This is a genomic window from Sphingopyxis sp. H115 (assembly GCF_001468465.1).
In the GTDB taxonomy this organism is placed as follows: domain Bacteria; phylum Pseudomonadota; class Alphaproteobacteria; order Sphingomonadales; family Sphingomonadaceae; genus Sphingopyxis.
The window spans coordinates 1-23477 of sequence record NZ_LNSA01000016.1; the positions used below are offsets into that span (position 1 = coordinate 1).

The 23477-nt window shown below is 65.8% G+C and carries 27 protein-coding genes; 11 read left to right on the forward strand and 16 right to left on the reverse strand.

The genetic code is table 11. The features are described 5' to 3' along the window. Both ATE71_RS22720 and ATE71_RS12365 read left to right on the forward strand, forming a co-directional pair. A partial coding sequence (locus ATE71_RS22720; protein WP_201022948.1) for a ferredoxin occupies positions 1-310 on the forward strand: 310 nt, incomplete at its 5' end. Between the two features lie 26 nt (positions 311-336). Beyond that, entirely contained in the window at positions 337-930 is a 594-nt protein-coding gene (locus ATE71_RS12365) for a DUF2199 domain-containing protein (RefSeq protein ID WP_058803612.1), read from the forward strand. A 251-nt stretch (positions 931-1181) separates the two neighbouring features. Here ATE71_RS12365 and ATE71_RS22175 read toward each other — a convergent pair whose 3' ends face one another. Beyond that, on the reverse strand, positions 1182-1745 hold the full coding sequence (locus ATE71_RS22175; RefSeq protein ID WP_152998762.1) for a hypothetical protein: 564 nt from the start codon (positions 1743-1745) through the stop codon (positions 1182-1184). Between the two features lie 212 nt (positions 1746-1957). Between ATE71_RS22175 and ATE71_RS12380 the strand changes: the two genes are divergently transcribed. From ATE71_RS12380 to ATE71_RS12400, 5 genes are all read left to right on the forward strand, one after another. After that, positions 1958-2320 (forward strand): hypothetical protein, encoded by a 363-nt coding sequence (locus ATE71_RS12380; protein WP_058803615.1) that lies wholly within the window; start codon positions 1958-1960, stop codon positions 2318-2320. Between the two features lie 183 nt (positions 2321-2503). After that, positions 2504-3004, forward strand: a complete 501-nt coding sequence (locus ATE71_RS12385; RefSeq protein ID WP_058803616.1) for a 2'-5' RNA ligase family protein — start codon at positions 2504-2506, stop codon at positions 3002-3004. Positions 3005-3084: 80 nt separating this feature from the next. Further along, the gene (locus ATE71_RS12390; protein WP_058803617.1) at positions 3085-3342 is read left to right on the forward strand and encodes a hypothetical protein; all 258 of its coding nucleotides are present in this window, start codon (positions 3085-3087) and stop codon (positions 3340-3342) included. A gap of 129 nt (positions 3343-3471) precedes the next feature. Continuing rightward, positions 3472-4164, forward strand: coding sequence for an SDR family NAD(P)-dependent oxidoreductase (locus ATE71_RS12395; RefSeq protein WP_058803618.1), 693 nt, complete (start codon positions 3472-3474; stop codon positions 4162-4164). Then, complete coding sequence (locus ATE71_RS12400; protein ID WP_058803619.1) at positions 4165-5136, forward strand: 50S ribosomal protein L11 methyltransferase; 972 nt, start codon at positions 4165-4167, stop codon at positions 5134-5136. Between the two features lie 3 nt (positions 5137-5139). On the opposite strand, the gene phhA is transcribed toward ATE71_RS12400, so the two are convergent. From phhA to ATE71_RS12425, 5 genes are read right to left on the reverse strand one after another with little or no spacing between them, the layout of a single operon-like run. Further along, on the reverse strand, positions 5140-6009 hold the full coding sequence (phhA, locus tag ATE71_RS12405; RefSeq protein ID WP_058803620.1) for a phenylalanine 4-monooxygenase: 870 nt from the start codon (positions 6007-6009) through the stop codon (positions 5140-5142). Between the two features lie 39 nt (positions 6010-6048). After that, on the reverse strand, positions 6049-6669 hold the full coding sequence (locus ATE71_RS12410; protein WP_058803692.1) for a molybdenum ABC transporter ATP-binding protein: 621 nt from the start codon (positions 6667-6669) through the stop codon (positions 6049-6051). Then, entirely contained in the window at positions 6659-7354 is a 696-nt protein-coding gene (modB, locus tag ATE71_RS12415) for a molybdate ABC transporter permease subunit (RefSeq protein WP_201022949.1), read from the reverse strand. The genes ATE71_RS12410 and modB overlap by 11 nt, the downstream gene beginning before the upstream one ends. Next, positions 7354-8118, reverse strand: a complete 765-nt coding sequence (gene modA / locus ATE71_RS12420) for a molybdate ABC transporter substrate-binding protein (RefSeq protein ID WP_058803622.1) — start codon at positions 8116-8118, stop codon at positions 7354-7356. The genes modB and modA overlap by 1 nt, the downstream gene beginning before the upstream one ends. 19 nt (positions 8119-8137) lie before the next feature. Then, positions 8138-8788, reverse strand: a complete 651-nt coding sequence (locus tag ATE71_RS12425) for a Crp/Fnr family transcriptional regulator (RefSeq protein ID WP_082665190.1) — start codon at positions 8786-8788, stop codon at positions 8138-8140. A 68-nt stretch (positions 8789-8856) separates the two neighbouring features. Between ATE71_RS12425 and ATE71_RS12430 the strand changes: the two genes are divergently transcribed. Continuing rightward, positions 8857-9735 carry a sterol desaturase family protein gene (locus ATE71_RS12430; RefSeq protein ID WP_058803624.1) on the forward strand — a complete coding sequence of 293 codons (879 nt, stop codon included), beginning with the start codon at positions 8857-8859 and terminating at the stop codon, positions 9733-9735. Here the strand turns inward: ATE71_RS12430 and ATE71_RS12435 are convergent. The 10 genes from ATE71_RS12435 to ATE71_RS12480 form a co-directional block, all read right to left on the reverse strand. After that, complete coding sequence (locus tag ATE71_RS12435; protein ID WP_058803625.1) at positions 9732-11084, reverse strand: PepSY-associated TM helix domain-containing protein; 1353 nt, start codon at positions 11082-11084, stop codon at positions 9732-9734. The genes ATE71_RS12430 and ATE71_RS12435 overlap by 4 nt on opposite strands. Positions 11085-11099: 15 nt before the next feature. Next, positions 11100-13124, reverse strand: a complete 2025-nt coding sequence (locus ATE71_RS12440; protein ID WP_058803626.1) for a TonB-dependent receptor family protein — start codon at positions 13122-13124, stop codon at positions 11100-11102. A 69-nt stretch (positions 13125-13193) separates the two neighbouring features. Further along, the gene (locus ATE71_RS12445; RefSeq protein WP_152998763.1) at positions 13194-13586 is read right to left on the reverse strand and encodes a hypothetical protein; all 393 of its coding nucleotides are present in this window, start codon (positions 13584-13586) and stop codon (positions 13194-13196) included. Between the two features lie 64 nt (positions 13587-13650). Continuing rightward, positions 13651-14868, reverse strand: a complete 1218-nt coding sequence (locus tag ATE71_RS12450; RefSeq protein WP_235588002.1) for a sterol desaturase family protein — start codon at positions 14866-14868, stop codon at positions 13651-13653. Positions 14869-15013: 145 nt separating this feature from the next. Then, positions 15014-17158 (reverse strand): NAD-dependent DNA ligase LigA, encoded by a 2145-nt coding sequence (gene ligA / locus ATE71_RS12455; protein ID WP_058803628.1) that lies wholly within the window; start codon positions 17156-17158, stop codon positions 15014-15016. Then, positions 17155-17550, reverse strand: coding sequence for a putative quinol monooxygenase (locus tag ATE71_RS12460; protein ID WP_058803629.1), 396 nt, complete (start codon positions 17548-17550; stop codon positions 17155-17157). Before ATE71_RS12460 ends, ligA begins: the two co-directional genes overlap by 4 nt. Then, positions 17547-18233: a GNAT family N-acetyltransferase gene (locus tag ATE71_RS12465; RefSeq protein WP_235588003.1), complete on the reverse strand. Its 687-nt coding sequence runs from the start codon at positions 18231-18233 to the stop codon at positions 17547-17549. The genes ATE71_RS12460 and ATE71_RS12465 overlap by 4 nt, the downstream gene beginning before the upstream one ends. Next, on the reverse strand, positions 18230-19900 hold the full coding sequence (gene recN / locus ATE71_RS12470; protein WP_058803631.1) for a DNA repair protein RecN: 1671 nt from the start codon (positions 19898-19900) through the stop codon (positions 18230-18232). The genes ATE71_RS12465 and recN overlap by 4 nt, the downstream gene beginning before the upstream one ends. 44 nt (positions 19901-19944) lie before the next feature. Then, positions 19945-20736 carry an outer membrane protein assembly factor BamD gene (locus ATE71_RS12475; RefSeq protein WP_058803632.1) on the reverse strand — a complete coding sequence of 264 codons (792 nt, stop codon included), beginning with the start codon at positions 20734-20736 and terminating at the stop codon, positions 19945-19947. Positions 20737-20797: 61 nt separating this feature from the next. After that, positions 20798-21550, reverse strand: coding sequence for a peptidylprolyl isomerase (locus ATE71_RS12480; RefSeq protein ID WP_235588004.1), 753 nt, complete (start codon positions 21548-21550; stop codon positions 20798-20800). An 87-nt stretch (positions 21551-21637) separates the two neighbouring features. Here ATE71_RS12480 and ATE71_RS12485 point away from each other — a divergent pair, with 87 nt between their 5' ends. From ATE71_RS12485 to ATE71_RS12495, 3 genes are read left to right on the forward strand one after another with little or no spacing between them, the layout of a single operon-like run. Continuing rightward, entirely contained in the window at positions 21638-22327 is a 690-nt protein-coding gene (locus ATE71_RS12485; RefSeq protein WP_152998764.1) for a hypothetical protein, read from the forward strand. Positions 22328-22375: 48 nt separating this feature from the next. Next, the gene (locus tag ATE71_RS12490) at positions 22376-22771 is read left to right on the forward strand and encodes an ArsR/SmtB family transcription factor (protein ID WP_058803634.1); all 396 of its coding nucleotides are present in this window, start codon (positions 22376-22378) and stop codon (positions 22769-22771) included. Beyond that, on the forward strand, positions 22755-23288 hold the full coding sequence (locus ATE71_RS12495; RefSeq protein WP_058803695.1) for an SRPBCC family protein: 534 nt from the start codon (positions 22755-22757) through the stop codon (positions 23286-23288). Before ATE71_RS12490 ends, ATE71_RS12495 begins: the two co-directional genes overlap by 17 nt. Positions 23289-23477: the final 189 nt, after the last annotated feature.

The following is a 23477-nucleotide window of genomic DNA, read 5'->3' on the forward strand; positions in this document are numbered from 1 at the left end:
CCCACACCCCGCGAATGTCCCCGGCCCCTTCTATGTCGAGGACGGCTGCTGCATCAGTTGCGGCGTCTGGGAAGACGTCGCCCCCGACCTGCTCGCATGGTTGGAGAACGAAGATGTTCCGCATTGCTACGTCCAGCGCCAGCCCGAAACCGACGCGGAGTTCGAACAGATGATGGAAGCGATGCAGGTCGGCGAAGTTGACTGCATCCGCGTCCACGCCTGCAAGCCCGACTGGATCGAGCGCTTGCGCAAAGAGGGTTTGGGTGATCAGATCGATCCCGAAAGCGGGCCGCTGCCAAGGCGGGTGTAATGCGGCGCCATTCGGAGACAGAATAGATGGCCGGACGCGGTCTTTTCGGAAAACTCTTCGGACGGCGCCAGCCGTCCGCGCTTGAAATTCTGCAATCTGCCCAATGGAAATGCGCGAACTGCGATGCCGACCATGAGGGCATGTTCGACATCGGCTCGCGAGCACCCGACCATTGGGGCAAGGCTGAAGAACTCGAACCCAATAGCGCGCTACGCCTCGATGGCGATTTCCTGTCCGAAGATTTCTGCGTGATCGGCGGCGAGCATTTCTTCGTCCGCTGCGTCTTCGACATCCCCGTCCACGGAATGGCCGAAAAATTCGGCTACGGCGTCTGGTCGACCCTCTCGCGCGAGAATTTCGACCGCTACGTCGATGGCTTCGACGATGGCAAATACAGCGACATGGGGCCGTGGTGGGGCTGGTTCGGAAACAGCCTCAAGGGCTTTCCCGAGACGATCAACCAGGGCTGCCGGGTCCATCCGCAATTGGGACGGCAGCGGCCGGTGATCAGCCTTGACGATGGGGATCACGAATTGGCGATCGCCCAGCATGACGGGATCAGCCCGGAGCGTCTTCTCGAACTCTATGCCGAATATGGTCACGCGCCCGGCGGAGGCTGATTACGGGGATCGGGCGTTGTTGCACCTGTCACCGTAACTACACCGTAATCTCGAAAACGACGAGGAAATCGACCAAGAGTTAGCTCTCTTGGTCGTCGCGATTACTCTCTCTCCAAGAACCGATTTGAATGGAAGGCAGCTTGTAATTGGCGCTGTCTTTGGGACAGCGGAGGGCCCAGATCAGGCTCTTCGAGGCAAGAGTCAGAAATGCTAGAGCGAAGATGACTTGGGCGACGTCGTTCATCGCTATCTCAGAAAGGAACATCATCATCGAGATCATCACTGGAGCCCTTGCCACTCCACGACTTCACCCTGTTCCAATTAGGAAGTTGATCTTTGGGAAGTTCGCCTGCTGCAACACCTTTGAACTTATCCCAATTTTCGCGGAGGCGGTCCCGAATTAGCGACGACGGGTTGGTCTCCCACGACCATTCACCAGAACTGTTATATCTGCCTTTCCACACATAGCCGTTCTCTTTGACCAGTTTCCAAATCAGTTGTTCGTCGTGTGCAAGAAGTGCTGGCGCAATCAGGGCGAGCGCCACCAGCCTGTCAGCTTCGTCCACCTCCCAAAGCTCGCTCGACTTCTCGCTTATGGTGACGTGGCGAGAATTATCGAAATCTTCAAATTCGAGCACTTCAGGAAGTTCAACGTTTTTCAGCGCCTCGGCGACCGCCCACTCGACGAAACTGCTCTTCGTGCGACGCTGGGCACGCGAAGCGAGCTCGCACAGATAATTGAGCTTCGGATCGAAGCGCACGGTTACTGTCTCCGTGCGATTGAGTTTTGCGCCGCCAGCCCGTGCCAATGTCACTTCTCCGAATCGCGGGGACTTACCGCCTCTGCATTCTCTATCACCGCACGTGTTGCTTTACAATACACGTGATGCAATCCCACACGGAAATTTTAAGTTGCGATTTCGGTAGCAGTTTGACCCCAAATCCCGCCACATATCACAGGCATTCGGCCTCACCCCCACACCATGCTACACTCCCATCCATGCGCGCCCGGAACCCCCTCTACGTCATGACCAAGCCGCCGCCGGAGGTGCAGGCGCAGATCGCCGCGCTGCCGCGCAACGACCCCGGACGCGGACCCGACCTCCTCCATGTCACGCTCATCTCGCTCTACGACCTCCACTATGCGCCGCCCGAATGGCTGCCCGCGACCATCGCCGCGCTCGATACCTTCGTCGCGGCGCCCTTTCCGCTCCGCTTCGACCGGATCGAGAACCGCAAGGCGGTGACGCTGCGCACGCGCGGGCCGCTCGCCGGGGCGCGGGCGTTCCGGGAGGCGCCCGGACGACGGCGCGGCTTTTCAGCCCTGACCTCCCACCCGCGAAAAAACGCTTTCCTACATTGCTCCGCCATGCTTCAAACTGGCGGATGAGCAGCATCCTTTCCTTCGCGCCGCGCCGACCGCCCCGACCGGCCGGGCAGGGGATCGCCACTGGGCTGACCTTTCCTGACCTTTGGATGCGCAGGGCCGGCGGTCTCGGCCCGCCCCCGGTCGTCATCGCCCCGCCTCCATGCTAGATTCCCGCCCATGCGCGCCCGGAACCCCCTCTACGTTATGGCCAAGCCGCCGCCGGAGGTGCAGGCGCAGATTGCCGCGCTGCCGCGCAACGATCCATCACGCGGCCCCGACCTCCTCCATGTCACGCTCATCTCGCTCTACGACCTGCACCATGTGCCGCCCGAGTGGCTGCCCGCGACGATCGCCGCGCTGGACAGCTTTGCCGCACCGCCCTTTCCGCTCCGCTTCGACCGGATCGAGAACCGCAAGGCGGTGACGCTGCGCACCCGCGAGCCGCTGGCCGAGGCGCGGGCGTTCCAGAAGGCGCTGGTGAACCATCTGCTGCGCGAGAAAGCGCCGATCATGGACGGCACCACCCCCGAACCGCACATCACGATCAATTATCGCGGCGACCGGCTGGGTTCGCAGACATTGAACGCGCCAAAATTGCCGCCGATCGGCTGGACGGTCGATGAGATCATCCTCACCGAAAGCATCGTCGGCAAGACCACGCATGTCGAACATGGCCGCTGGTCGCTGCGCGCGGACGCCGCCTGACCGTCAGCCCCATCCTATTTCGCACACCCCACCCCCAAAACCCCTTTCCTAAAAAAAACCCGTCCGGTTCATCCTGCTGGATGAAGCACGACAAGACCCTCACCGCCCTTCGCGCCCGCGCGCAAAATGCGAACAAGGCGCGCAATCCCGCTCGCATCACCAAGGCGCGCCGGGCCCCGCCCGACGACACGCGCCCGCTCGGCTCGGCGAACGACTTCGTCCCCGGCTCCCCGCGCGAACGCCGCGACGGCTGGACCCCCGAAAAGCAGGTCGAATTCATCGATGCGCTCGGCGAATGCGGCTGCGTGACCGCGTGCGAGCGCGTCGGCCTTTTGTGACCTTCCGGCCCCGGCGGCGCGTGCAGCAGTCGCCCCACCCCCGCACGATGCTCCGCTCGCGCCCATGTGTGCCGCCTCCCCGCCCTCAGCCCGCTTGGCAAGCCCGGCGCCGCTGCCTAAGGCGGGGGCATGAGCACGCATATCCTGATCACCGGCGCCAGCCGCGGCATCGGCGCCGCGATCGCCGCAGCGCTGGCGGGCGGCGGCGCGCGCGTCGTCGCGCTGTCGAGCGCCGACGGCGACCTTGCCGACCCCGCCGCCCCCGACCGGCTGTGGCAATCGAGCCTCGACCGGCTGGACGGGCGCATCGACGTGCTGGTGAACAATGCCGGGGTGTTCGAGGCGAACCCGCTCGATGGCGCCGACGCCGACTGGCTCGCGAGCTGGAACCGCACGATGCAGGTCAATCTGACTGCGAGCGCGCAGCTCTGCCGCCACGCGGTACGCCACTGGCAGGCGCGCGGATCGGGCGGGCGCATCGTCAATATCGCGAGCCGCGCGGCCTATCGCGGCGACAGCCCCGCGCACTGGCATTATGCGGCATCGAAAGCGGGCATGGTCGCGATGACCAAGACGATCGCGCGCGCCTATGCAAAGGACGGCATCCTCGCCTTTGCCATCTGCCCCGGCTTCACGATGACGGGCATGGCCGACGACTATCTGGAAAGCCGCGGCGGCGACAAATTGCTCGCCGACATTCCGCTGGGGCGCGTCGCGATGCCGGACGAGGTCGGCGAAATGGCGCGCTGGTGCGCGATGCAGGCGCCCGCGTCGATGACCGGCGCGGTGCTCGACGTCAACGGCGCGAGCTATGTGCGCTAGATGAGCTGGATCGTCTCGCTCCCCTGCACCCGCGCCGAGGCCGAGGCGCTGTCGGGCGAAATCCCCGAACTCGACGCGCTGCCCGAAGCCCCCGTCGTCGTGACGCGCGAGATCGACGAGGATGCGGGGCGCTGGCAGCTTGACGCCTATCTCGACGATCGGCCCGGCGCGGCGCTCCTCGCGCTCCTCCAGTCGTTCGTGCCGAGCGCCAAAGGGGTGAAACCCACCGTCGAGCGATTGCCCGAGGAGGATTGGGTCACGCTGTCGCAGCAGGGGCTCGAACCCGTGCGCGCGGGGCGCTTTTTCGTCCATACAAGCAGCCACGCCGACCGCGTGCCGGCGGGCACCACCGCCTTCCTGATCGACGCGAGCCAGGCGTTCGGGACCGGCGGCCACGACACCACCGCGGGCTGCCTCGCCATGCTCGACCGGCTGGCGCGGCGGGGCGCCGCCCCGCGCAACATCGCCGACATCGGCACCGGCACCGGGCTGCTCGCCTTTGCCGGACTTGCGCTGTGGCCGCGCGCGCGGATAATCGCGTCGGATATCGACCCCGCGAGCATTTTCGTGACGCGCGATAATGCCGCGATCAACGGCGTGCCGCTGGGCCGAGGCGGCGGGCGGCTGGCGCTCGCGGTCGCGCCGGGCACCGACCATCCCGCGATCCGCCACCGCGCGCCCTATGACCTTGTCATCGCGAATATCCTCGCGGGGCCGCTGATCACGCTCGCGCCCGATATCGCCGCCGTGACCGCCCCGGGCGGCCACGCGATCCTTGCCGGGCTGATCGCGCGCCAGATGGAGCCGGTCCTCGCCGCCTACCGAGCGCAGGGCTTCCGCCTCGCCGCGCGCGGCGGCAGCGCCGAATGGCCGTGCCTGCTGCTCGTCAAGCGCCGTCGTTACGGCTGGCGCCGCAAGGAACGCGCCTTCCACCGCTCGGACCCGGCGGACGCCAGTTTCGGGAGTTGGTAGGGGTCAGGCCTTCGCCGTCGCATAGTCCTGCGTGCCGCGGGTCATCACCGCGTCGCTCGGCAGGATATCGGCGATCGGGATCGGCGGCAGCGCGGCGTTCGCGGCATAGAGCGGCGCGAAGTCGGTGTTCACGGTCACGTCGAGCAGCTGATCGAGGCTGTCGATCACGAAATAATTCTGCTGGAAATCGTCGATCCGGTAGTCGGTCCTCATCACCCGCGCGAGGTCGAAGCCGATGCGGTTCGGACTGTCGCTGTCGAGCGCGAAGACGCTTTCGGCGTAGGAGGACACGATGCCCGCGCCATAGATGCGCAAAGCTCCGTCCTCGCGGATCAGGCCGAATTCAACCGTATACCAATATAGCCGCGCGAGCTGTTTCAGCGCATCGAACTTCAGGCTGCGCAGACCCCCTTCGCCATAAGCGACCATATAATCGGCGAACACCGGGTCGGCGAGCATCGGGACATGGCCGAAGACGTCGTGAAAAACGTCGGGTTCCTGCAGATAGTCAAGCTGGTCGGGCGTGCGGATGAAATTGCCTGCGGGAAAACGCCGGTTCGCAAGATGGTCGAAAAACACGTCGTCGGGCACCAGCCCCGGCACCGCGACGACCTGCCACCCCGTCGCCGCCATCAGCCGCGCGTTGAGTTCGCGGTAATCGGGGATCCCCGGCTTTTCGAGCTTGAGCACGTCGATGCCGCGCAAAAAGGCCTCGGCCGCGCGGCCGGGCAGCATCGCCGACTGGCGGGCGAACAGGCGGTCCCACATCGCATGCTCGTCGGCGGTAAAGGCGTCCCAATTTTGCGGAATCGTCCAGTCGGCCGCGGCGCCCGGCGGCGGCGTTTCGTGGACGTGGGTAAACTGGCTTTCCATGGGCAGGCTTCTATCACAAATATGGTTTCAAGTGAAACTTTATTCGCCGATCGCGACGACCGACGTAGCGAGCCGGTCGACCTCGGCGCGGTCGTGGCTGACATAGAGAATGGGGAGTTTGAGGTCGTCGCGAATCCGCTCGATCACCGCCATGATGTCGCCGCGCCGCGCGGCGTCGAGCGACGCGAGCGGTTCGTCCATCAGCAGGATGTCGGGACCGGCGAGCAGCGCGCGGCCGATCGCGACACGCTGCGCCTCGCCGCCCGACAGGCTCTGCGGCCAGCGGCCCAGCAGATGGTCGATGCCGAGGAAGCCCACCGCCTCATCGAGCGTCATCCAGCGGTTCGCCGTCGGCGCAAGCTCGTGACCATAGGTCAGGTTCGCGCGCACGCGCTTGTGCGGAAACAGCCGCCCGTCCTGGAAGACATAGCCGATGCGCCGCGCCTCGGGCGGCAGGTCGGTCGCGGCGTCGAATAAAGTGCGGTCGCCGATACGGATGTGGCCGCGGTCGGGGCGCAGCAGCCCCGCGACCATGTCCAATATGCTCGTCTTGCCCGCGCCCGACGGGCCGAACAGCGCGGTCAGTCCCGGTCCGGCGGTGAAACGCGCCGCGATCATCCGATCGCCGCGCCGCTTTTCGACGTCGATCTCAATCGTCATGCGCGCGCCGTCCCACATGGCTTCGCCGCACCAGCCATTCGGACGCGAGCAGCGCGCCGAGCGACAAAGCGACCGACAGCAGCGCGAGGCGCGTGACCATCGCCTCGCCGCCCGGCACCTGGAGCGCCGAATAGATGGCGAGCGGCAATGTGCGCGTTTCGCCCGGAATGTTCGAGACGAAGGTGATCGTCGCGCCGAACTCGCCGATCGACCGCGCGAAGCCAAGCACGAGCGCGGCGAGGATGCCGGGAAGCGCAAGCGGCAGGCTGATCGTGCGAAAGGCGTGCCAGCGCCCAGCGCCGAGCGTGCGCGCCGCTCCCTCGAGCCGACGGTCGATCCCCTCGATCGACAGCCGCATCGCGCGCACCATCAGCGGCAGCGCCATGATCGCCGCGGCGAGCGCCGCGCCGGTCCAGCGGAACATCAATGTCACCCCGAACCAGCGTTCGAGCCAGCCGCCGATCGGCCCCAACGGACCAAAAGCGATGAGCAGCAGCCAGCCGGTGACGACGGGCGGCAGTACGAGCGGCAGGTGGACGAGCGCATCGACGAGCATCCGGCCGGGAAAACGATAACGCGCAAGCGCCCATGCGATGACGAAGGCAAGTGGCAGCGTCGCGAGCACCGCCAACCCGCCGACCTTGAGCGACAGCGCGACGATCCCCCATTCCTCCGCTGACAGCATCAGGTCGCCGAAAAGCCGTGGCGCGCAAAGATCGCGCGGCCCTGTTTGGACAAGAGGAAGGCGCGGAAGGCCGCAGCGTCTTTATGCCGCGAGGCCTTCAGCACCGCGACCGGATAGCGAATCGGCGGATGGCTTGCCGAGGGAAAGATGCCGACAATCCGCACCGCCTTCGACGCGCGCGCATCGGTTGCATATACGATGCCAAGCGGCGCAGCGCCGCGTTCGACGAGAGCCAGCGCGGCGCGGACGTTTTCGGCGGGCGCAACCCTTGCCGCAACGCCGCTCCAGACACCAAGATGCGTCAACGCGGCCTTCGCATAGCGGCCCGCGGGCACCGCGTCGGGGTCCGCCATCGCAAGGCGGCCGCCACCCAGTGCTTTGGCGAGCGGAAAGCCCGGCGCCGGAGTCAGCCGAATCCGGCTCCGTAGCGGCGCGATGAGCACGAGGCGGTTGCCGAGCAACCTCGTGCGTGTCCCCGCGCGCAGCAGCCCGGCTTTGGCGACGGTGTCCATCCACGGCTCGTCGGCCGAGAGGAAGAGGTCGGCGGGAGCGCCCGCGATCACCTGCCGCGCGAGCGCCGACGATGCGGCGAAGGATAGCACGGGCCGGGGGTGTCCCTTCGCGGCCCAGATGTTTGCCGCTTCGCTGAGCGATTCCTGGAGGCTTGCGGCGGCGAGCACGACTGGCCCGCGCTCCTGTGCGATGGCGGCGGGCGCCAGCAACCATGCAAGCAACAGCACGAACAGGGAGAGGAAGCGGGCCATCGGCACCGCTATAACGCCCTCATCCACCCGGCGAAAGCGGCGCGCACAGCCGGATGCGCCCGTAGCCACAGGCAAGCGCGCCGCGCGCTTCGAGCGTGCGTAGCGCGGCACCGAGCGTCACGCGCGACACACCGAGCAGGTCGGCGAGCTGCTGCTGCGTCGCGGCGACCGTGCAGCCGTCAGGGGCGTCGACGGCCATCGCGGCGAGCAGGCGCCACAGCCGCTCGGCGGTCGGCAGCCGCCGCTCGGCATCAATGATGTCGAGCGACACAGCGAGCTGGCGCCCGAGGCTGCGTAGCAGCAGCTCGGCCCAGCCGACATCCTCCTGCATCAGCCGGCGGAGCAGCGGCCGGTCGATCGCAATCAGCCGCGCAGGCCCGCTCGCGATTGCATCGACCTGACGCTCCATACCGGTGAAGAAGGCAAGCTCGCCGAAAATGTCGCCGGGCCCGAGCACCGCGAAGGCGGTGAAGGCGCCGTCCTCGGCGTAGCGGCCGACGAGCACATGCCCCTCGATCACCGCCCAGAAGGCGTCGCCGGGGTCGCCCTGATGCTGGATGAACTGGCCGTCGGCAAAGCGGCGCGGGTCGCGCGCCGCGAGCAGGCGGTCGCGATCGGGCCCTGCAAGCCGCGTCCGCTCGGCGAGCGCCAATTGATAAGATCTTTGCATTTCTGTCGCCGCTTTTGCGCCACGATGCGCGCAATAACAAGCGGCAAGGCCGCAACGGGAGATTGAGGATGCACCTGACCACCGCCCAGTCGAGCGCGATCGTCGCGGCGATCTATCTTGGGTTCTGCCTGATCGAGCTGATCCGCACGCGGCTGTTCACCAAGGACGAACAATCACGCCACGACGGGATCATCGAAATCGTCAGCACCTTCATGTTGCTGATCGTCACCCAACCGGCGATCCTGCTGGTCGTCGGCGCACTCGGTCACCGTTTCTTTCCGCACTATGAAGGCGCGCTCGCGAACGCGCCCTTCCTCGCGGCGCTCGTGCTCTTCCTCGTCTTCGAGGATATGATGCAATATTGGTGGCACCGCGCGAGCCACAGCTTTGCCTGGCTCTACAACCTCCACCGCGCGCACCACAACGCCCGCTACATGAGCGTGCGGCTCGTTTACCGGAACAACATCATTTATTATGCGATGATGCCGAGCATCTGGTTCGCGGGCGTGCTGGTTTATCTCGGGCTCGGCTGGTTCTATGCCGGATATCTGGTGGTCAAGATGGCGGTGATCATCGGCGCGCACAGCGATGTCGCGTGGGATGCGCCGCTCTACCGGATCAAGGCGCTGTCGCCGATCATGTGGGTGGTCGAACGGACGATCAGCACCCCCGCGACGCACCACGCGCACCACGGGCGTCACGCCGACGATCCGGCGGTGAACTATAAGGGCAATTTCGGGAATCTGCTGTTCTTCTGGGATGTCTTGTTCGGCACCGCAAAGATCACGCGCCACTATCCGGCAAGCTATGGCGTCGAGAACCTGCCGCCCGCGACGCTGGGACAGCAGCTCCTGTGGCCAATCTTCCCTGAAAACAAGGACATGGGCGCCCGCATCCCCGGCGCCGTGCCGACGGCGTCGGCGCCGGGACCAGCGGCAACGGCCTAGGCCGCGACGCCAAGCCAGCGCGCCGCGCGCGGCAGGCGGGGGAGCAAGAGCCGGTCGACGATCCATAGCAAGATCAGCGACGCCGCCAGCAACGGGAGCAGCGCCGCGAGCAACAGGATGATCGCCGCGACCCCCTTCAGCTTCGCGGGGTCGCGCGGCAGCGGCGGCGCGCCGAGCGCGTCCTCGGGTTTGCGCCGCCGCCACATCAGGAAACCCGACACCGCAAGAGTGATCAGCATCAACGCGGTGAGCACTCCGATCAGCTGGCTGACGATCCCGAACAACGCCCCTTCGTGCCAGGCGATGCCGATCCCGACGATGCGGTCGATGACATGCTTGTCGGCAAAGCCGCTGCGCGACACCTCGATCCCGGTGACGACGTCGTAACTTACCTTGCGCACCAACGGCCGGTTCTGCGTCTGCGTGGTCAGCGTCCAGGTATCGCCATTGGGGGGACCGAACATGTTCGGCGCCCCCGGCGGCTGGATGATCACCGGCGCAGGCAAATTCTCGTTGCGCGCACGCAGGACGATGCGATCGAGCGGCACCCGCGGCGCATCGCCGACCGCGACCGGCGCGGGCATCGCCTTGGCCATCGCAGCATGATCGTGCGCAGCGTGATGGTCGGCATGACCGCCGCTTTTCCAGTCCTGCGCGCCCTGCACCCAGCCCATCTCGGCGCGCACGGCGCGGAAGCCCTGCGCCCAGACGTCGGTCCACGGCAGCGCGGTCAGCAGCAGCACCAGCGCCAGCCCCGACACCCAGAAACCGGTCACCGCGTGCAGGTCGCGCAGCGCGGTACGCCCGCCCTTCCCAAGCCGCGGCCAGACGACCCCCGCCATCCCGCGCCCGCGCGGCCACCACAGGTACAGCCCGGTCAGGATCATCACGATCGCCCAGCTCGCTGCCAGTTCGACGATGATCCCGCCGGGCTTGCCGATCAACAGGCTGCCGTGGATCTTGGCCAGCCACGCCGAAATCCGATCGTCGGGATTGGCGGAACCGATCACCTCGCCCCGCGGCGACACCGCGACATCGCGCATCGTCCCGTTCGTCAGTCCGACATGGACAACCGCCGCGTCGCCGGGCGCCTGCGGCACGCGGTAATAATGAAAGTTCGCGCCCGGAAAGGCGGTCAGCGCTGCCTGTACCTGCGCATCGGGATCGACCCGCTCGGCCGCCGGCAGCCCGCGCCAGACGCGCTCCTGCCACCGGTCGAGCTGCGGCTTGAACAGATAGGCCGCCCCCGTCACCGACAGCATCAGGATGAAGGGGATGACGAACAGCCCGGCGTAGAAATGCCAGCGCCAGATCGTGCGATAGAGCGGAATCCGGTTGATGTCGGTCATCCCCTGTCCTCCTTTTTAGAAGCGCGCGCGAATGCCCGCGGACACCGCGCGGCGCTCGACCGGATAATAGATCGCCGAAGCGGCCGGCGTCACATTCGACGGCGCGGTGACATTGATCGCCGCGCTAATGTCGCCGATCGCTTTCTTGCCGGTGATGTTGCGGACGTCGACAAAAGCGTCGATCCCCTCGGCGATCCGCGCCCCGCCCGTCACGCCCAGCAGCGCATAGCCCGGCGTCTGCACCAGGTTGCGATAATCGGCGTAAGGGCCATCGGGCACCCACTCGACGTTCGGCGCGACATGCAGCGCGTCACTGCCTATCCGCGCTTCGGCGCGATACACATGCTTCGGCACCACCGGCAGGCGGTTGTTCCCGTAGTCGGCGTCATTCCGGAACCGGAAATCGCTGTAGGTATAGACCTGCCGCAGGCGCAGCCAGTCGGTCGGGGCAATTTCCAGCGCCGCCTCGACCCCCTGATGCAGCGTGCGGTCGGCGTTGAAGGTCGCCGCCGGGATGCTGACATTGGTGGTGAACTGCAGCAATTCGCCCTTCAGCGTCGAGCGATAGAGCGCCAGATCCCAGCTCACGATCCCCGTCTTGCCGCGCGTCCCGACCTCGGCCGTCCAAGCGCGCTGCGGGCGGATCGTCGACACCACCTGGCTGACCGGCGGGGTGCCGATGTTCTGGAACACTTCGCCAAAGCCCGGAAATTCGGCCGAGCGGCTGTAATTGGCAAAGAATTGCACCGTCTCGCTCGGTTCGAACAGGACGCCGAACTTGGGCGAAAAGGCGTCGAAATCGATCCGCCCGTCGCGCGAGGTCGAGAGATTGACCCGCCGCTTGCGGAAGCCGTCGGCATAGACGCCGCCCGCGATCAGCGTCAGCTGCTCCACGGGGCGCACCCGCACTTCGCCATAGATATTGGCGGTGCGCGCGGTCTGGTCGGCATCGAACACCAGCGCGCCGCGGCGCCCAGCGATATTCACATATTGCCGCGCATCGGTGCTGCCGCGGCGCAGCTCGCCGCCCAGCGTGACCTCGACCGGCCCGCTCGCATAATCGGCGCGGAAAAAGCCGCCGAGGTCAAGCGAGTCCTGATCGATCACCTGAAAAATCGGGTGATAGAGCGACTTCGCGTTGACGAAGCCACCGACGTCGAGCTTGAACGCGCCCCAGTCGAACGTCGTGCGGTTCTGCAGCCGCAACGACACAATGTCGCGCGCCTGATCGCCCGCCACCGCCGCCGCACTCGACGCGCGCGGGGCGGTCAGCGCCTGACTATAGGTCAGCGCGCCGGGGATTTCCTGCTTGATGTCGTTATAGCTTGCATAAAAGCGCGTCGACACGGTGTCGCTCAGCTTCAGCCCGACATTGCCGTGAAAGCGAAAGCTGCGCCGGTTGACATGGTCGCGGTCGCCGCTCGATGTGTCGGCGCTGACCGCCGCCCACGCATCGACGCGCTCGCCTGCAACCCCCGCCGACACCAGCCCACGATAGCTGTCGAAACTGCCAACGTCGCCGCGCAGGTAGAAGCCCTCGGCGGTGCGCCCGGTCGGCGTCACGCCATTGACCGCGCCGCCCAAGGTCCCCGACCCGAAACGCAAGGCATTGGCGCCGCGATAAACCTCGAGATGGTCGAAGAAGATCGGTTCGAGTTCCTGGAAATCGCCATTGTCGTCGGCAAGATTAATCGGCACGCCGTCCTGCAACAGCGTGAGGCCGCGCATGTGAAAACCGCGCGACAGCCCCGACCCGCGGATCGAAATGCGCACCTCCTGACCGTAGCGCGGCTGGAGATAGACCCCCGGCGAGAAGGCAAGCGTGTCGCGCAAGGACACGATCGATTTGTCGGCATAATCTCGATGGCCGACGACGTCGGTGCCGCCGGCAGTCTTTGCGGCGCGCTCTTCGGCTTCGTTCGTGAGCTGCGGCGCGGTGACGATAATCGTCGAGTCGGCCTCTTCGGCATGGACAGGAGCGGTCGAAAGGCAAGTGACGAGCGCCAGCAAGGGGGCGCTGCGATAGGCGAATTTGATCATTGATATTGCTTCCCTGGAAACAGGCATGGCGCCGCGCCGCGCGGAGCGCGGGCGGCAGTTCAGGCTGGATCAGGCGAAGCGAGGTGGACCGGTACTCGGCGGGAGTGGCGATGCGATCCCGGGCGCGAAGCCGAGCGAAGGCAAGTCGACAAGCGAGGGCTGAACAGGCAGCGGGGCTGCTGCAAGCACGGGCAATTCAGGGACGATCGGCGCGTTGGCCAGCGCACCCCACGGACAATGCTGCTGCACGTCTCCCGCGTCGTGGCTGCCTGCTTTCTCAAGCGGGATCGTCATCGTTCCGCCGGGGTTCGCCGGGTCCGAACAGATTCGGACGGTGATCGACCCGCCCGCGTCGCTCTCGATCATCCAGCCCGGCGCGACGAGCACCCGCGCGGCAAGCGCGAGGAGCAGCGGCAGGAGCAGCAGGATGCCGGGACGGCGAAAGGCGGCGAGGAGACCCACGCGCCGCGCCTTATGGCGCGCGCGGACGTCTGGCAAGCGAACAGATTGCACCGCTCCCCGCAACCTATTCGGCCGGCGTCTCGTCGGTCTTCTTACCCGTGCGCGTCCAGGGATAGAGGAACTGGCCCCAATAGTTTCTGGGCACATCCTCGGGGATGCCGTAATTTTCGGGCCAGCGGTCCTTGGGCAGGTGGAAGGTGCCGAACAATTTGTCGATCCACGGGAAGTGGATCGCGAAATTAACGTCGAACGCTTCGCGCTCGAGCCCGTGGTGCCAATGGTGGAAACGCGGGGTCGCGATCCAGTGGCCGAGCCGGTTGAAATTGCCGCCGATATTGGCATGGAGCAGCGACGACCAGACATAGACGAAGCCGATATAAGCCTGCATCACCGACGGGCTGAACCCCAATGTGAAGAGCGGCAGCGAGGTAATCGCACGCAGCAGGATGATCTCGACGAAATGCATCCGCGAGCCCGCGAGCCAGTCCATCGACTTGGCGCTGTGGTGCACCGCGTGGAAGCCCCAGAGAAAGGGGTAGCGATGGAAGCTGCGGTGGAAGAAATATTGCGCCAGGTCCGACGCGACGAGCACGATTGCGAACTGGACGATCCACGGCAGCGAGGCGACAGCTGCACGAAAAGCCTCCCAATCGTTCGTATTTTCGTTGATGATCGTCGAGGGCGCGAGCGCGAGGAAGCCCAGCACCTGCACGAACATCGTGCTAACCAGATAATAGAAGAGATCTTCGCGCCATTCGGTGCGGAACAATCGCTGCGTGCGACGATGCGGAAAGGCGCGCTCCAATGGCGCGAACATGAAGCCGGTGACGAGCAGGTTTACGACGAAGAAATCGAGCCCGAAGAAAATGCCCCAGTCGCGCGTCTCCTGCGGCTGGACGTTCGCCCCGCCGACGAGAATTGCGGCAAGCCCGATCATCAGCGCTGTCAGCCCGAGCACCTTGCGCGGACGCAGCAGCAGGCTGAGCAAGGAGAGGCCGTAGCTGATCAATAGCGTCGCGTGAACGACGCCGCGAAAGCCGCCCCAATCCTTGACAACCTCAAGCTCGGGGGTCGCAAACCAGTCGGGAAAGCGCAGCGCGATGACCATGAAAAAGCCCGCGATCGCGAAGAGCAGCCCGAAAAATCCCGAAAGCCAGCCGCTACCGAACCGCCGTACCTCGGTATGCGATTCAAGGTCGCGCATCAGATTCTGGAGATAGTCACGCTTTGCCATGTCGTCCCCCCACAGCATTTCGGCCGCGCGGTCTGTGACGGCGCGCACGGTGCTTATAACTCCTCCCTGTGGCGAAGCCATGGGGAGGTGGCAGCGCGAAGCGCTGACGGAGGGGCCGTTGCGCAACGCCGCCGCCCCTCCACCATCCTTCGGATGGTCCCCCTCCCCATCGCTTTGCGACAGGGAGGATCAATCATCCCGCCGCCGCGACAATCTCCGCCCACCCGGCTTCGTCGATCACGCGGATGCCGAGCGCACTGGCCTGCTTGAGCTTGGACCCCGCTCCGGGTCCTGCGACCACCAGGTCGGTCTTGGCGCTGACGCTGCCCGCGGCCTTGGCGCCGAGCGCCTCGGCCTGCGCCTTCGCTTCGTCGCGGCTCATCGTCTCCAACTTGCCCGTGAAGACCACGGTCATGCCCGACACCTCGCTTTCTCGCGTCTCGACGACATAGAGCGACGGCGACACTTCGGACAGGAGGTCATCCCACAGGGCCCGGTTATGCGGTTCGTGGAAGAAATCGGCGAGCGCCTCGCCGACCGCGATGCCGATCCCGTCGGCGCGGACTTCGAGGATCGCCTTGAACGCCTCGACGCGGCGCGCCGTATATTTGCCGTCCGATTCGCTTTCGGCGCGCGGATTTTCGTCCAAATAGGCGTGGATCTCAGCTGCCTTTTCGGGAAGGCGCCGGATGTCGCTCAGCCCCTTGAGCAAATCGCGCGCGGTCACCGCGCCGACGTGGCGGATGCCGAGCCCAAATAGTAAGCGCGCGGCATCGGGTTCACGCTTCGCCTCGATCGCGGCGAAGAGATTGTCGACCGACTTTTCTTTCCACCCCTCGCGCTCGAGCAACTCGGTGCGGTGGCTTTTTAGCCGGAAAATGTCCGCCGGGCCCTTGTCGAGCCAGCCGAGTTCCAGAAACTCCGCGATGCTCTTTTCGCCCAATCCTTCGATATCGAGCGCACTGCGGCTGACGAAGTGCCGCAGGCGCTCGAACTTCTGCGCGTTGCAGATGAGACCGCCCGTGCAGCGCACATCGACCTCGCCCTCCTCGGCGACCGCCTCGCTGCCGCACACGGGGCAATGGTCGGGGAAAACGAACGCAGCGCGATCCTCGTCGCGGGACAAATTCTCGACCACCTGCGGGATGACATCGCCCGCGCGCTGGACGACAACGCGGTCGCCGGGACGCACGCCGAGACGGCCGATCTCGTCGCGGTTGTGAAGCGTGACGTTCGACACGACGACGCCGCCGACGGTGACGGGGGTGAGCCGTCCGACGGGGGTCAGCTTGCCGGTGCGGCCGACCTGAATATCGATCGCTTCCAACGTCGTCTGGGCGCGTTCGGCGGGAAATTTATGGGCGATGGCCCAGCGCGGCGCCTTGGCGACGAAGCCGAGTCGCGCCTGCCAGTCGAGCCGATCGACCTTGTAGACGACGCCGTCGATATCATAATCCATCTCGGCGCGGCGGCGCTCGATTTCGGCATAATGGGCGAGGATGTCGGCGACGCTGTCGTAGCGCTGCAGCAGCGGCGACACCGGAACACCCCAGCCCTCAATGGCTTTCATCACCTCATATTGGGTGTCGGCGGGCAGCGCGCTTACCTCGCCCCAGCCGTGCGCGAGGAAGCGCAGCGGGCGTGACGCGGTGACGCTTGCGTCCTTTTGGCGCAGCGAGCCTGCGGCGGCATTACGCGGATTGGCGAACTGGCGCGCCTTTTCGGGGTCCTCCGCCTCGGCGAGCAGGCGCGCGTTCAATGCGGTGAAATCCGCCTTGGCCATGTAGACCTCGCCGCGGATCTCGAACACGTCGGGGGTGCTGCCCTTCAGCTCCTCGGGGATATCGGCGATGTGGCGGGCGTTGGCGGTGACATCCTCACCGACGCTGCCGTCGCCGCGCGTCGCGGCCTGCACCAGCTTGCCCTTTTCATACCGCAGCGAGCAGGAGAGGCCGTCGATCTTGTCCTCGGCGGTCATCTTGACAACGTCATCGGCGCCGAGGTTGAGGAAGCGCCGGACCCGCGCTGCGAATTCTTCGACATCCTCGGCCGCGAAGGCGTTGTCGAGGCTCATCATGCGCACCGCATGCCTCACCTTCGCGAGCGGAGACGCCTCGACCGCAGCGCCGACGAGGCGGTTCGGGCTGTCGGCGCGGATCAGATGGGGGAAAGCCATCTCGATCGCATTGTTGCGGCGGACGAGCGCGTCGTAATCAGCGTCCGAAATCTCAGGCGAATCCTCGGCGTGATAGAGCTTATTATGGTGGGCGATCTGCTTCGCCAGCCGCATCAATTCATTGGCGGCCTCGGCCTCGGACAGCGATTCGATTTCGGTCATGCACCGGCCTTTGCCACCGGCCTGAATTCGGCGCGAGTACCAAATCCTGCAATAAGCGGGCGCCCCTTGGCGATCGCCGCCTGCACCGCCGGCAGCTTGATCGAGGCCGCGTGCGCCTCCTTGCTGTCCCACAGCTCGACGATCCAGATCGCGTCGGGGTTCGCGCTGTCCTCGCCGATCAAATAGGAGATATTGCCCGGCATCTGCCCGGTGCCTTCGGATAGGATCGCGATCAGTTCGGCGCGCTGTCCCGGCCGCGCCATCATCTGACCGAGCAGGCCATATTGCGAATCCGTTTCTTCCATCCTCGCCTCCAGGGCCCGTAGTTTGGTCGCGGGGAACAGCGCCCCCGCCATCGCTAGCATCGCGACCAGATGCTCGCGCCGGTTCATTTCGCGATCGCCAGCACATGGACTTCGCGCCGGATGCAAAAGCCGAGCGATTCATACAGGCTGATCGCGCCCGCATTGTCGGCATAGCTGTGCAGGAAGGGCGTCTCGCCGCGCGCGACCATTTCGCGCATCACGTGGCCGATCAAGGTACGCGCAAGGCCGCGGCCGCGGCAATCCTCCCATGTCGCGACGCCGCTGACCTCGGCCATGCCGGGAACGAGGATACGCTGCCCCGCCATCGCAAGCAGCCGCCCCTGTTCCCGGATCCCGAAGAAAGGCCCGTAACGATGCGTCTTCGGTCCCCATGGTCCGGGCTTCGCATGATCAGCGAGCACGGCCATTTCGGCGGCGTCCGCTTCGCCGAGTGCAACTATTTCCGGTTCGCCTGCGCGCGGCGCAGGCGGCCGCCGGTCAGCGACCATCTGCACCAGTACTGCGCGCTTCACTTCGCGCGTGCCTCGGGGCAGCGGCCAACACTCGCCCTCGACGATCCAGAGCTCTCCGTTGCCGGGCACCAGCGCGGCCAGCGCCGCCTGCGCTTCGGCGCCGGCATCTACGGCGGCGCCAAAAACGCCGTAATCGCGGTCGATCCGCACCGCGCATGCGTCGCCTTGCGCGAGATGCGCCTGCCGGCCGGTGAGCATGCTCCAGACGGGACGGTCGAGGGGATGAGCAGGCGTCAAGCCGCAACCTCCAGCAACCGTTCGGCCTGCGCGCGTGCTTCGTCGGTGACCTCGGCGCCCGACAACATGCGCGCGATTTCCTCGCGGCGGCCGGCATCATCGAGCGCACGGACGCTGGTCCGCGTTACGGTGCCCTCGCTCGATTTCGCGATGATGAAATGGAAGGCGCCTTTGGCGGCGACTTGCGGGCTGTGCGTCACCGCGAGCAATTGCTTGCCCGCGCCCGCAAGCCGCGCCAGCCGGTCGCCGATCGCGCTCGCCACCGCGCCGCCGACGCCGCGGTCGATTTCGTCGAAGATGATCGTGTCGGCGCCGCCCTCTTCGGCGAGCGCGACCTTCAGCGCGAGGATGAAGCGCGACAATTCCCCTCCCGAGGCGATCTTGGCGAGCGGCGCAAAGGGCGCGCCGGGATTGGTCGAGATGAGGAATTCGACGCGGTCCATGCCCTCCGGCCCCCAGCGATCGGCGGGCAGCCGTTCGACGAGCGTCTGGAAGCGCGCGGCGTCGAGTTTCAGCGGTACAAGCTCGCCCGCGACCGCCGTGTCGAGCCGAGTCGCCGCCTTGCTGCGTTGATCGGAGAGCGCGGTCGCGGCGTGGGTGTAGGCGGCCGCCATTTCGGCCACCGCGGCTTCGAGCTTCGCGAGCCCCGCGCTGCCGCCCTCGATCGCGTCGAGCCGCGCGGCGAGCGTGCCGGTGAGTTCGGCGAGTTCGTCGGGCTGACACCCGTGCTTGCGCGCCATCGCGCGTAGCTCGAACAGCCGCGTCTCGGTCGCCTCGAGCCGTTCGGGGTCATATTCCATTGCGCGCGCGGCTTCATGGAGCTTCGTCTCGGCCTCGTCGGCCTCGATGATCGCGCGGTCGAGCCCCGCGAGCGCCTCGGCGAGCAACGGATGATCGCCCGCGAGCCGGTCGAGCCGCCGCGCCGCGGCGCGAAGTTGCGCCGGTCCGCTGTCGCTGCCGTCGAACGCTTCCATGATCGCGCCCATATCGCCGGCCAGCCGTTCGCCCTTCTGCATCGCGGCGCGCGCTTCGGCGAGTTCGGCTTCCTCACCCGGCTGGGGAGCAAGCGCCTGCAGTTCGGCGACGCAATGTTCGAGCCATTCGCGGTCGCGCTCGGCCTCCGAAATCGCGGCGCGCGCGGCGGCGAGCTTGTCCTCCGCCGCGCGCCACGCCGCATGGGCGGCCGCCACGGCGCCGGTGTCGGCGCGGGCATAGGCGTCGAGAAGCGCGCGGTGCCCCGCGGGCGCGAGCAGGCCGCGGTCGTCGTGCTGGCCGTGTATCTCGACCAGATGGCCGCCGACCTCGCGCAGCAGCGCCGCCGAACAGGGTTGGTCGTTCAGGAAGGCGCGGCTGCCGCCGTCGACCTTGAGCGTCCGGCGGATCAACAGCGGTTCGCCCACCTCCAGCGCAATGTCATTGTCCGCGAGCAGCGCCGCCAGCCGTGTGCCGGACGCCGGCGCGGCGAAACTGGCGGTCACTTGCGCCTTGTCGCTACCCTGACGTACCAGCGCGCTGTCGGCGCGCATGCCGAGCGCGAGCCCCAGCGCGTCGAGCAGGATCGATTTGCCTGCCCCGGTCTCGCCCGTCAGCACCCCCAACCCGGCCTCGAAATCGAGGTCCAGCCGTTCGATCAGGACAATGTTGGCGATGGAAAGCGCCGTCAGCATGCCCTGCCCTTACCGCAGAACAAAGACAGAATCTATGCGCAGTATCAAGCGCTGGGGGCGTACCTCTGCATCAGCTTGTACGCGCGCTCATACCATTCGTTGCCGGGATAGTTGGCGCCGAGCACGGCCGCCGATTTCTTGGCTTCGGCCGGAATACCGAGCGCGAGATAGGATTCGGTCAGGCGATACAGCGCTTCGGGTGCGTGGCTCGTCGTCTGATATTTGTCGACGACTTCACGGAAGCGGATCGACGCGGCGAGCCAGTTCGAGCTGCGCTGGTAAAAGCGGCCGATTTCCATTTCCTTGCCCGCGAGATGGTCGCGCACCAGATCGATCTTCAGCCGCGCGTCGGCAGCATAGCGGCTTTCGGGATAGCGGCGGATCACTTCGCCGAGCGCGTTCGACGCCTGCTGGGTGATTTTCTGGTCGCGGGTGACGTCGCTGATCTGCTCATAATAGCTGAGGCCGATCAGATAATAGGCGTAGGGCGCGTCCTTGTTGCCCGGGTGGATCGCAAGGAAGCGCTGCGCGGCCTCGATCGCCGGCGTATATTCGCGGTCCATATAATAGCTGAACGAGCTCATCAGCTGCGCGCGGCGGGCCCAGGGCGAATAGGGATGCTGGCGCTCGACCTCGTCGAACAGCGCCGCAGCCAGGCCATATTGCTTGCGGTCGAGCCGGTCTTGCGCCGCGCGATACAGCGTGTTGACGTCGCGCGCGACGTACCGCGTATCCTTCTTGACCCCGCCGCCGCCGGCACAGGCCGCCAGGGGCGTGATCATCAGTGCGGCGGCGAGCAGGCGCATGGTCGCGCGCGAAGGGTCAAAGCGAGTCATGCGCGCGGTATAGCCACAGCGCAGATGAACGCAAAATAAATGATGGGGGCTCGGCGCAGCTTTACGGCGTTTTGACGACGCAGCCTTGCAGCACATTCGCCGGCGCCGGCACGCGGCGCGCGGTCTTGATCGTCACTTGCGGCTCGAGCATCTGGCCGGCCATCACGCCTTCGCCCGCGGTGGGCGAAATCGGCGCATTGAAGATCGCCTCGGCGACGTCAGCGCCCGCCACGACTTCGCCGAACACCGCGAAGCCGGCGCCGTCGCCGCCGGGGGCATCGCTGTCGAAACCCTTGATATCCGACAAGAGCAGGAAGAAATCGGTCGTCGCGTCGCCGGGGTTGAGCCGGGCCATCGACAGCGCGCCCTTGCAGTTGGTAAGGCCCGTCGTCTTCGTCGGTTCGTGCGCGATCGGCGGGAAATTCTTGCGCGCATCGCCGCGATTGCCTGCCTGAATCAACTGGTTCGCCGGCCCCCAGCTTTTTGTCGAACGATAGAATTTGAACCCGTCCATCCGTTTCGTATCGACATAGCGCAGGAAATTGGCGCTGGTAACAGGCGCACGCTTGTCCTCGATCCGCAGCGTGATGGTGCCAAGATCGGTGACGAGAGCGACATAAGGCCGCGTATCGGCCTCGACCGCCGGCAGGACGGGAGCGGGCACCGGCGGAACGGGCGGCGGCAATTGCGTGGCCTGCGGCGGCGCGGCGGTGGCCTGCGCAGCAAGGGCAAGCATGGGGGCGAACGCGGAGAAGATCGTCAGCATGGCCGATACATAAACGACAAAGCGCAGCGCTGGCGACTCCGATTCCACCGTATCGGCTGTTTGACGGCAAGCTCAGATTGGAAAATGCGGCGCGTCCCGGTAGGCACGGGCGGGACCGGAAGCGAAGAGGAAAATATGACCGAGACGCCGAACCGCGACACCGCGCCCGACACCGCATCCACGTCCGCCACGTCCCCCGCCGAGGTCGGATCGCGTCTCCTGCGTTATCTGCCGTTGATCACCACCCTGCATTTCCTGATCGGGTTGCCAGCGCTCATCGCCTCGCTCGCGCTGGCATATTTCGCCTTCGTCCAGGCCGATGCGACGCAAAAGATGCAGACCGGAGGGGTCATGCCTTTCGTCACCTTCGGTACGAGCAACGGGGACGAACAGGGCAATCGCGACATTGCGCTGACGCTGACGAACAATGGCGTCGGCCCCGCGATCCTCGGCCCCATCGAAATCCGTTATGAAGGCAAGCCGATAACCACTCCGGTCGACTTGCTGAGGACATGCTGCACGGAAAACGACGCGCGCCCGTTGCGCTTTTCGACGTCGCCTTCGACCGGCATCGCCGTGCGGCCCGGCGAAACCATCGAATTCGTCAGTTTTCCCTATACGCCCGCCTCCGACAAAGTCTGGCAGACGTTCAACAGGGAACGGTGGAAGCTCGAGGTCCGGGCCTGCTACTGTTCGATCTTCAACGACTGCTGGGTGACCAAGGGCATGCAGGGACTGCCCAAGGCCGTGAACACATGCCCCGCCGACTGGACGCTTTACCGAGAGGATGCGGGGAACCGGATTGGCGGGATCGGCGCCCCATAATTCAACCAATCGGTTGACAATAAAAATTGAGACATCATATTTAACTTTATGGTTGAATATGATTCGCACACCCTTGATACGATCTTCCACGCGCTCGGCGATACGACGCGCCGCGCGATGCTCGGCGAACTTGCCAGCGGCGAACGCAGCGTGGGCGAACTCGCCGAACCCTTCGCCATGTCGCTCGCTGCGGCGTCGAAACATATCAAGGTACTCGAAGCCGCCGGGCTCGTCCGCCGCGACATTCGCGGCCGGACGCATATGTGCAGCCTTGATCCCGCGCCACTGATGCGCGCCGACCAGTGGATCGGCATCTATCGCCGCTTCTGGGCCGGTCGCCTCGACCTGCTCGAAAAAATCCTGTGCGCCGAAAAAGCGGCGCCCGCTTCCCCCAGAAACCCCTCCCCGGGAAAGAAGGAGAATGACGATGACGACGATGCTTGATCAGGACCGCTACGGCGTACTCACCGAACCCGCGACGCTGACAATCGCCCGCTTGCTGCCCGGCCCGGTCGAACGGGTGTGGACCTATCTGACCGATGGCGACCTGCGGCGTCAGTGGCTTGCTGCGGGCGCGATGGAAGAAAAGGCCGGCGCGCCGGTCGAACTTGTGTGGCGCAACGACGAACTCACCGACCCGCCGGGCGAGCGGCCTGACGGCTTCGGCAACGAACACCGGATGCTGTGCGAGGTCGTTGCGATCGACGCGCCGCGCCTGTTGTCGATCAGCTGGGGAAGCACCGGCGGGGTGACCTTCACGCTCGACGAACGGGGCGACGAAGTGCTGCTGACGATCGTCCACGAGCGCATCGAGGACCCCGAAGTGCGGCTCAATGTCAGCGCCGGCTGGCACGCACATCTCGACGTCCTCGAAGCGCGGATGTGCGGGACGAACGCAGCGCCGCACTGGGACAATTGGACCCGGTTGCGCACCGAATATGCCGAGCGGCTGTTCGGCTGATTTGCCGGCGACAATGAAAGTAGGGCGCTGTCCTGCGACCGACAGAGATGTGCACCCGGGCGAAAGCTGGGGCCCGGAATTCTCAGATCCACCTTGCGTTTTGCCGCGCTGAGCCCCGGCTTTTGCCGGGTTTCTCGAGATGGCAGCTCATCACCCCAAAGCCGTCATTCCATCGCAGCAAAAAAGGGG

What these genes read in the sequence shown, in the direction of transcription:
- ATE71_RS12365 (WP_058803612.1), top strand. Translation starts at nt 337, where the DNA reads ATGGCCGGACGCGGTCTTTTCGGAAAACTCTTCGGACGGCGCCAGCCG.
- ATE71_RS12380 (WP_058803615.1), top strand. Translation starts at nt 1,958, where the DNA reads ATGACCAAGCCGCCGCCGGAGGTGCAGGCGCAGATCGCCGCGCTGCCG.
- ATE71_RS12385 (WP_058803616.1), top strand. Translation starts at nt 2,504, where the DNA reads ATGGCCAAGCCGCCGCCGGAGGTGCAGGCGCAGATTGCCGCGCTGCCG.
- ATE71_RS12390 (WP_058803617.1), top strand. Translation starts at nt 3,085, where the DNA reads ATGAAGCACGACAAGACCCTCACCGCCCTTCGCGCCCGCGCGCAAAAT.
- ATE71_RS12395 (WP_058803618.1), top strand. Translation starts at nt 3,472, where the DNA reads ATGAGCACGCATATCCTGATCACCGGCGCCAGCCGCGGCATCGGCGCC.
- ATE71_RS12400 (WP_058803619.1), top strand. Translation starts at nt 4,165, where the DNA reads ATGAGCTGGATCGTCTCGCTCCCCTGCACCCGCGCCGAGGCCGAGGCG.
- phhA (WP_058803620.1), bottom strand. Translation starts at nt 6,009, where the DNA reads ATGGAAAGCCAGTTTACCCACGTCCACGAAACGCCGCCGCCGGGCGCC.
- ATE71_RS12410 (WP_058803692.1), bottom strand. Translation starts at nt 6,669, where the DNA reads ATGACGATTGAGATCGACGTCGAAAAGCGGCGCGGCGATCGGATGATC.
- modB (WP_201022949.1), bottom strand. Translation starts at nt 7,354, where the DNA reads ATGCTGTCAGCGGAGGAATGGGGGATCGTCGCGCTGTCGCTCAAGGTC.
- modA (WP_058803622.1), bottom strand. Translation starts at nt 8,118, where the DNA reads ATGGCCCGCTTCCTCTCCCTGTTCGTGCTGTTGCTTGCATGGTTGCTG.
- ATE71_RS12425 (WP_082665190.1), bottom strand. Translation starts at nt 8,788, where the DNA reads ATGCAAAGATCTTATCAATTGGCGCTCGCCGAGCGGACGCGGCTTGCA.
- ATE71_RS12430 (WP_058803624.1), top strand. Translation starts at nt 8,857, where the DNA reads ATGCACCTGACCACCGCCCAGTCGAGCGCGATCGTCGCGGCGATCTAT.
- ATE71_RS12435 (WP_058803625.1), bottom strand. Translation starts at nt 11,084, where the DNA reads ATGACCGACATCAACCGGATTCCGCTCTATCGCACGATCTGGCGCTGG.
- ATE71_RS12440 (WP_058803626.1), bottom strand. Translation starts at nt 13,124, where the DNA reads ATGATCAAATTCGCCTATCGCAGCGCCCCCTTGCTGGCGCTCGTCACT.
- ligA (WP_058803628.1), bottom strand. Translation starts at nt 17,158, where the DNA reads ATGACCGAAATCGAATCGCTGTCCGAGGCCGAGGCCGCCAATGAATTG.
- ATE71_RS12460 (WP_058803629.1), bottom strand. Translation starts at nt 17,550, where the DNA reads ATGAACCGGCGCGAGCATCTGGTCGCGATGCTAGCGATGGCGGGGGCG.
- recN (WP_058803631.1), bottom strand. Translation starts at nt 19,900, where the DNA reads ATGCTGACGGCGCTTTCCATCGCCAACATTGTCCTGATCGAACGGCTG.
- ATE71_RS12475 (WP_058803632.1), bottom strand. Translation starts at nt 20,736, where the DNA reads ATGACTCGCTTTGACCCTTCGCGCGCGACCATGCGCCTGCTCGCCGCC.
- ATE71_RS12485 (WP_152998764.1), top strand. Translation starts at nt 21,638, where the DNA reads ATGACCGAGACGCCGAACCGCGACACCGCGCCCGACACCGCATCCACG.
- ATE71_RS12490 (WP_058803634.1), top strand. Translation starts at nt 22,376, where the DNA reads ATGGTTGAATATGATTCGCACACCCTTGATACGATCTTCCACGCGCTC.
- ATE71_RS12495 (WP_058803695.1), top strand. Translation starts at nt 22,755, where the DNA reads ATGACGACGATGCTTGATCAGGACCGCTACGGCGTACTCACCGAACCC.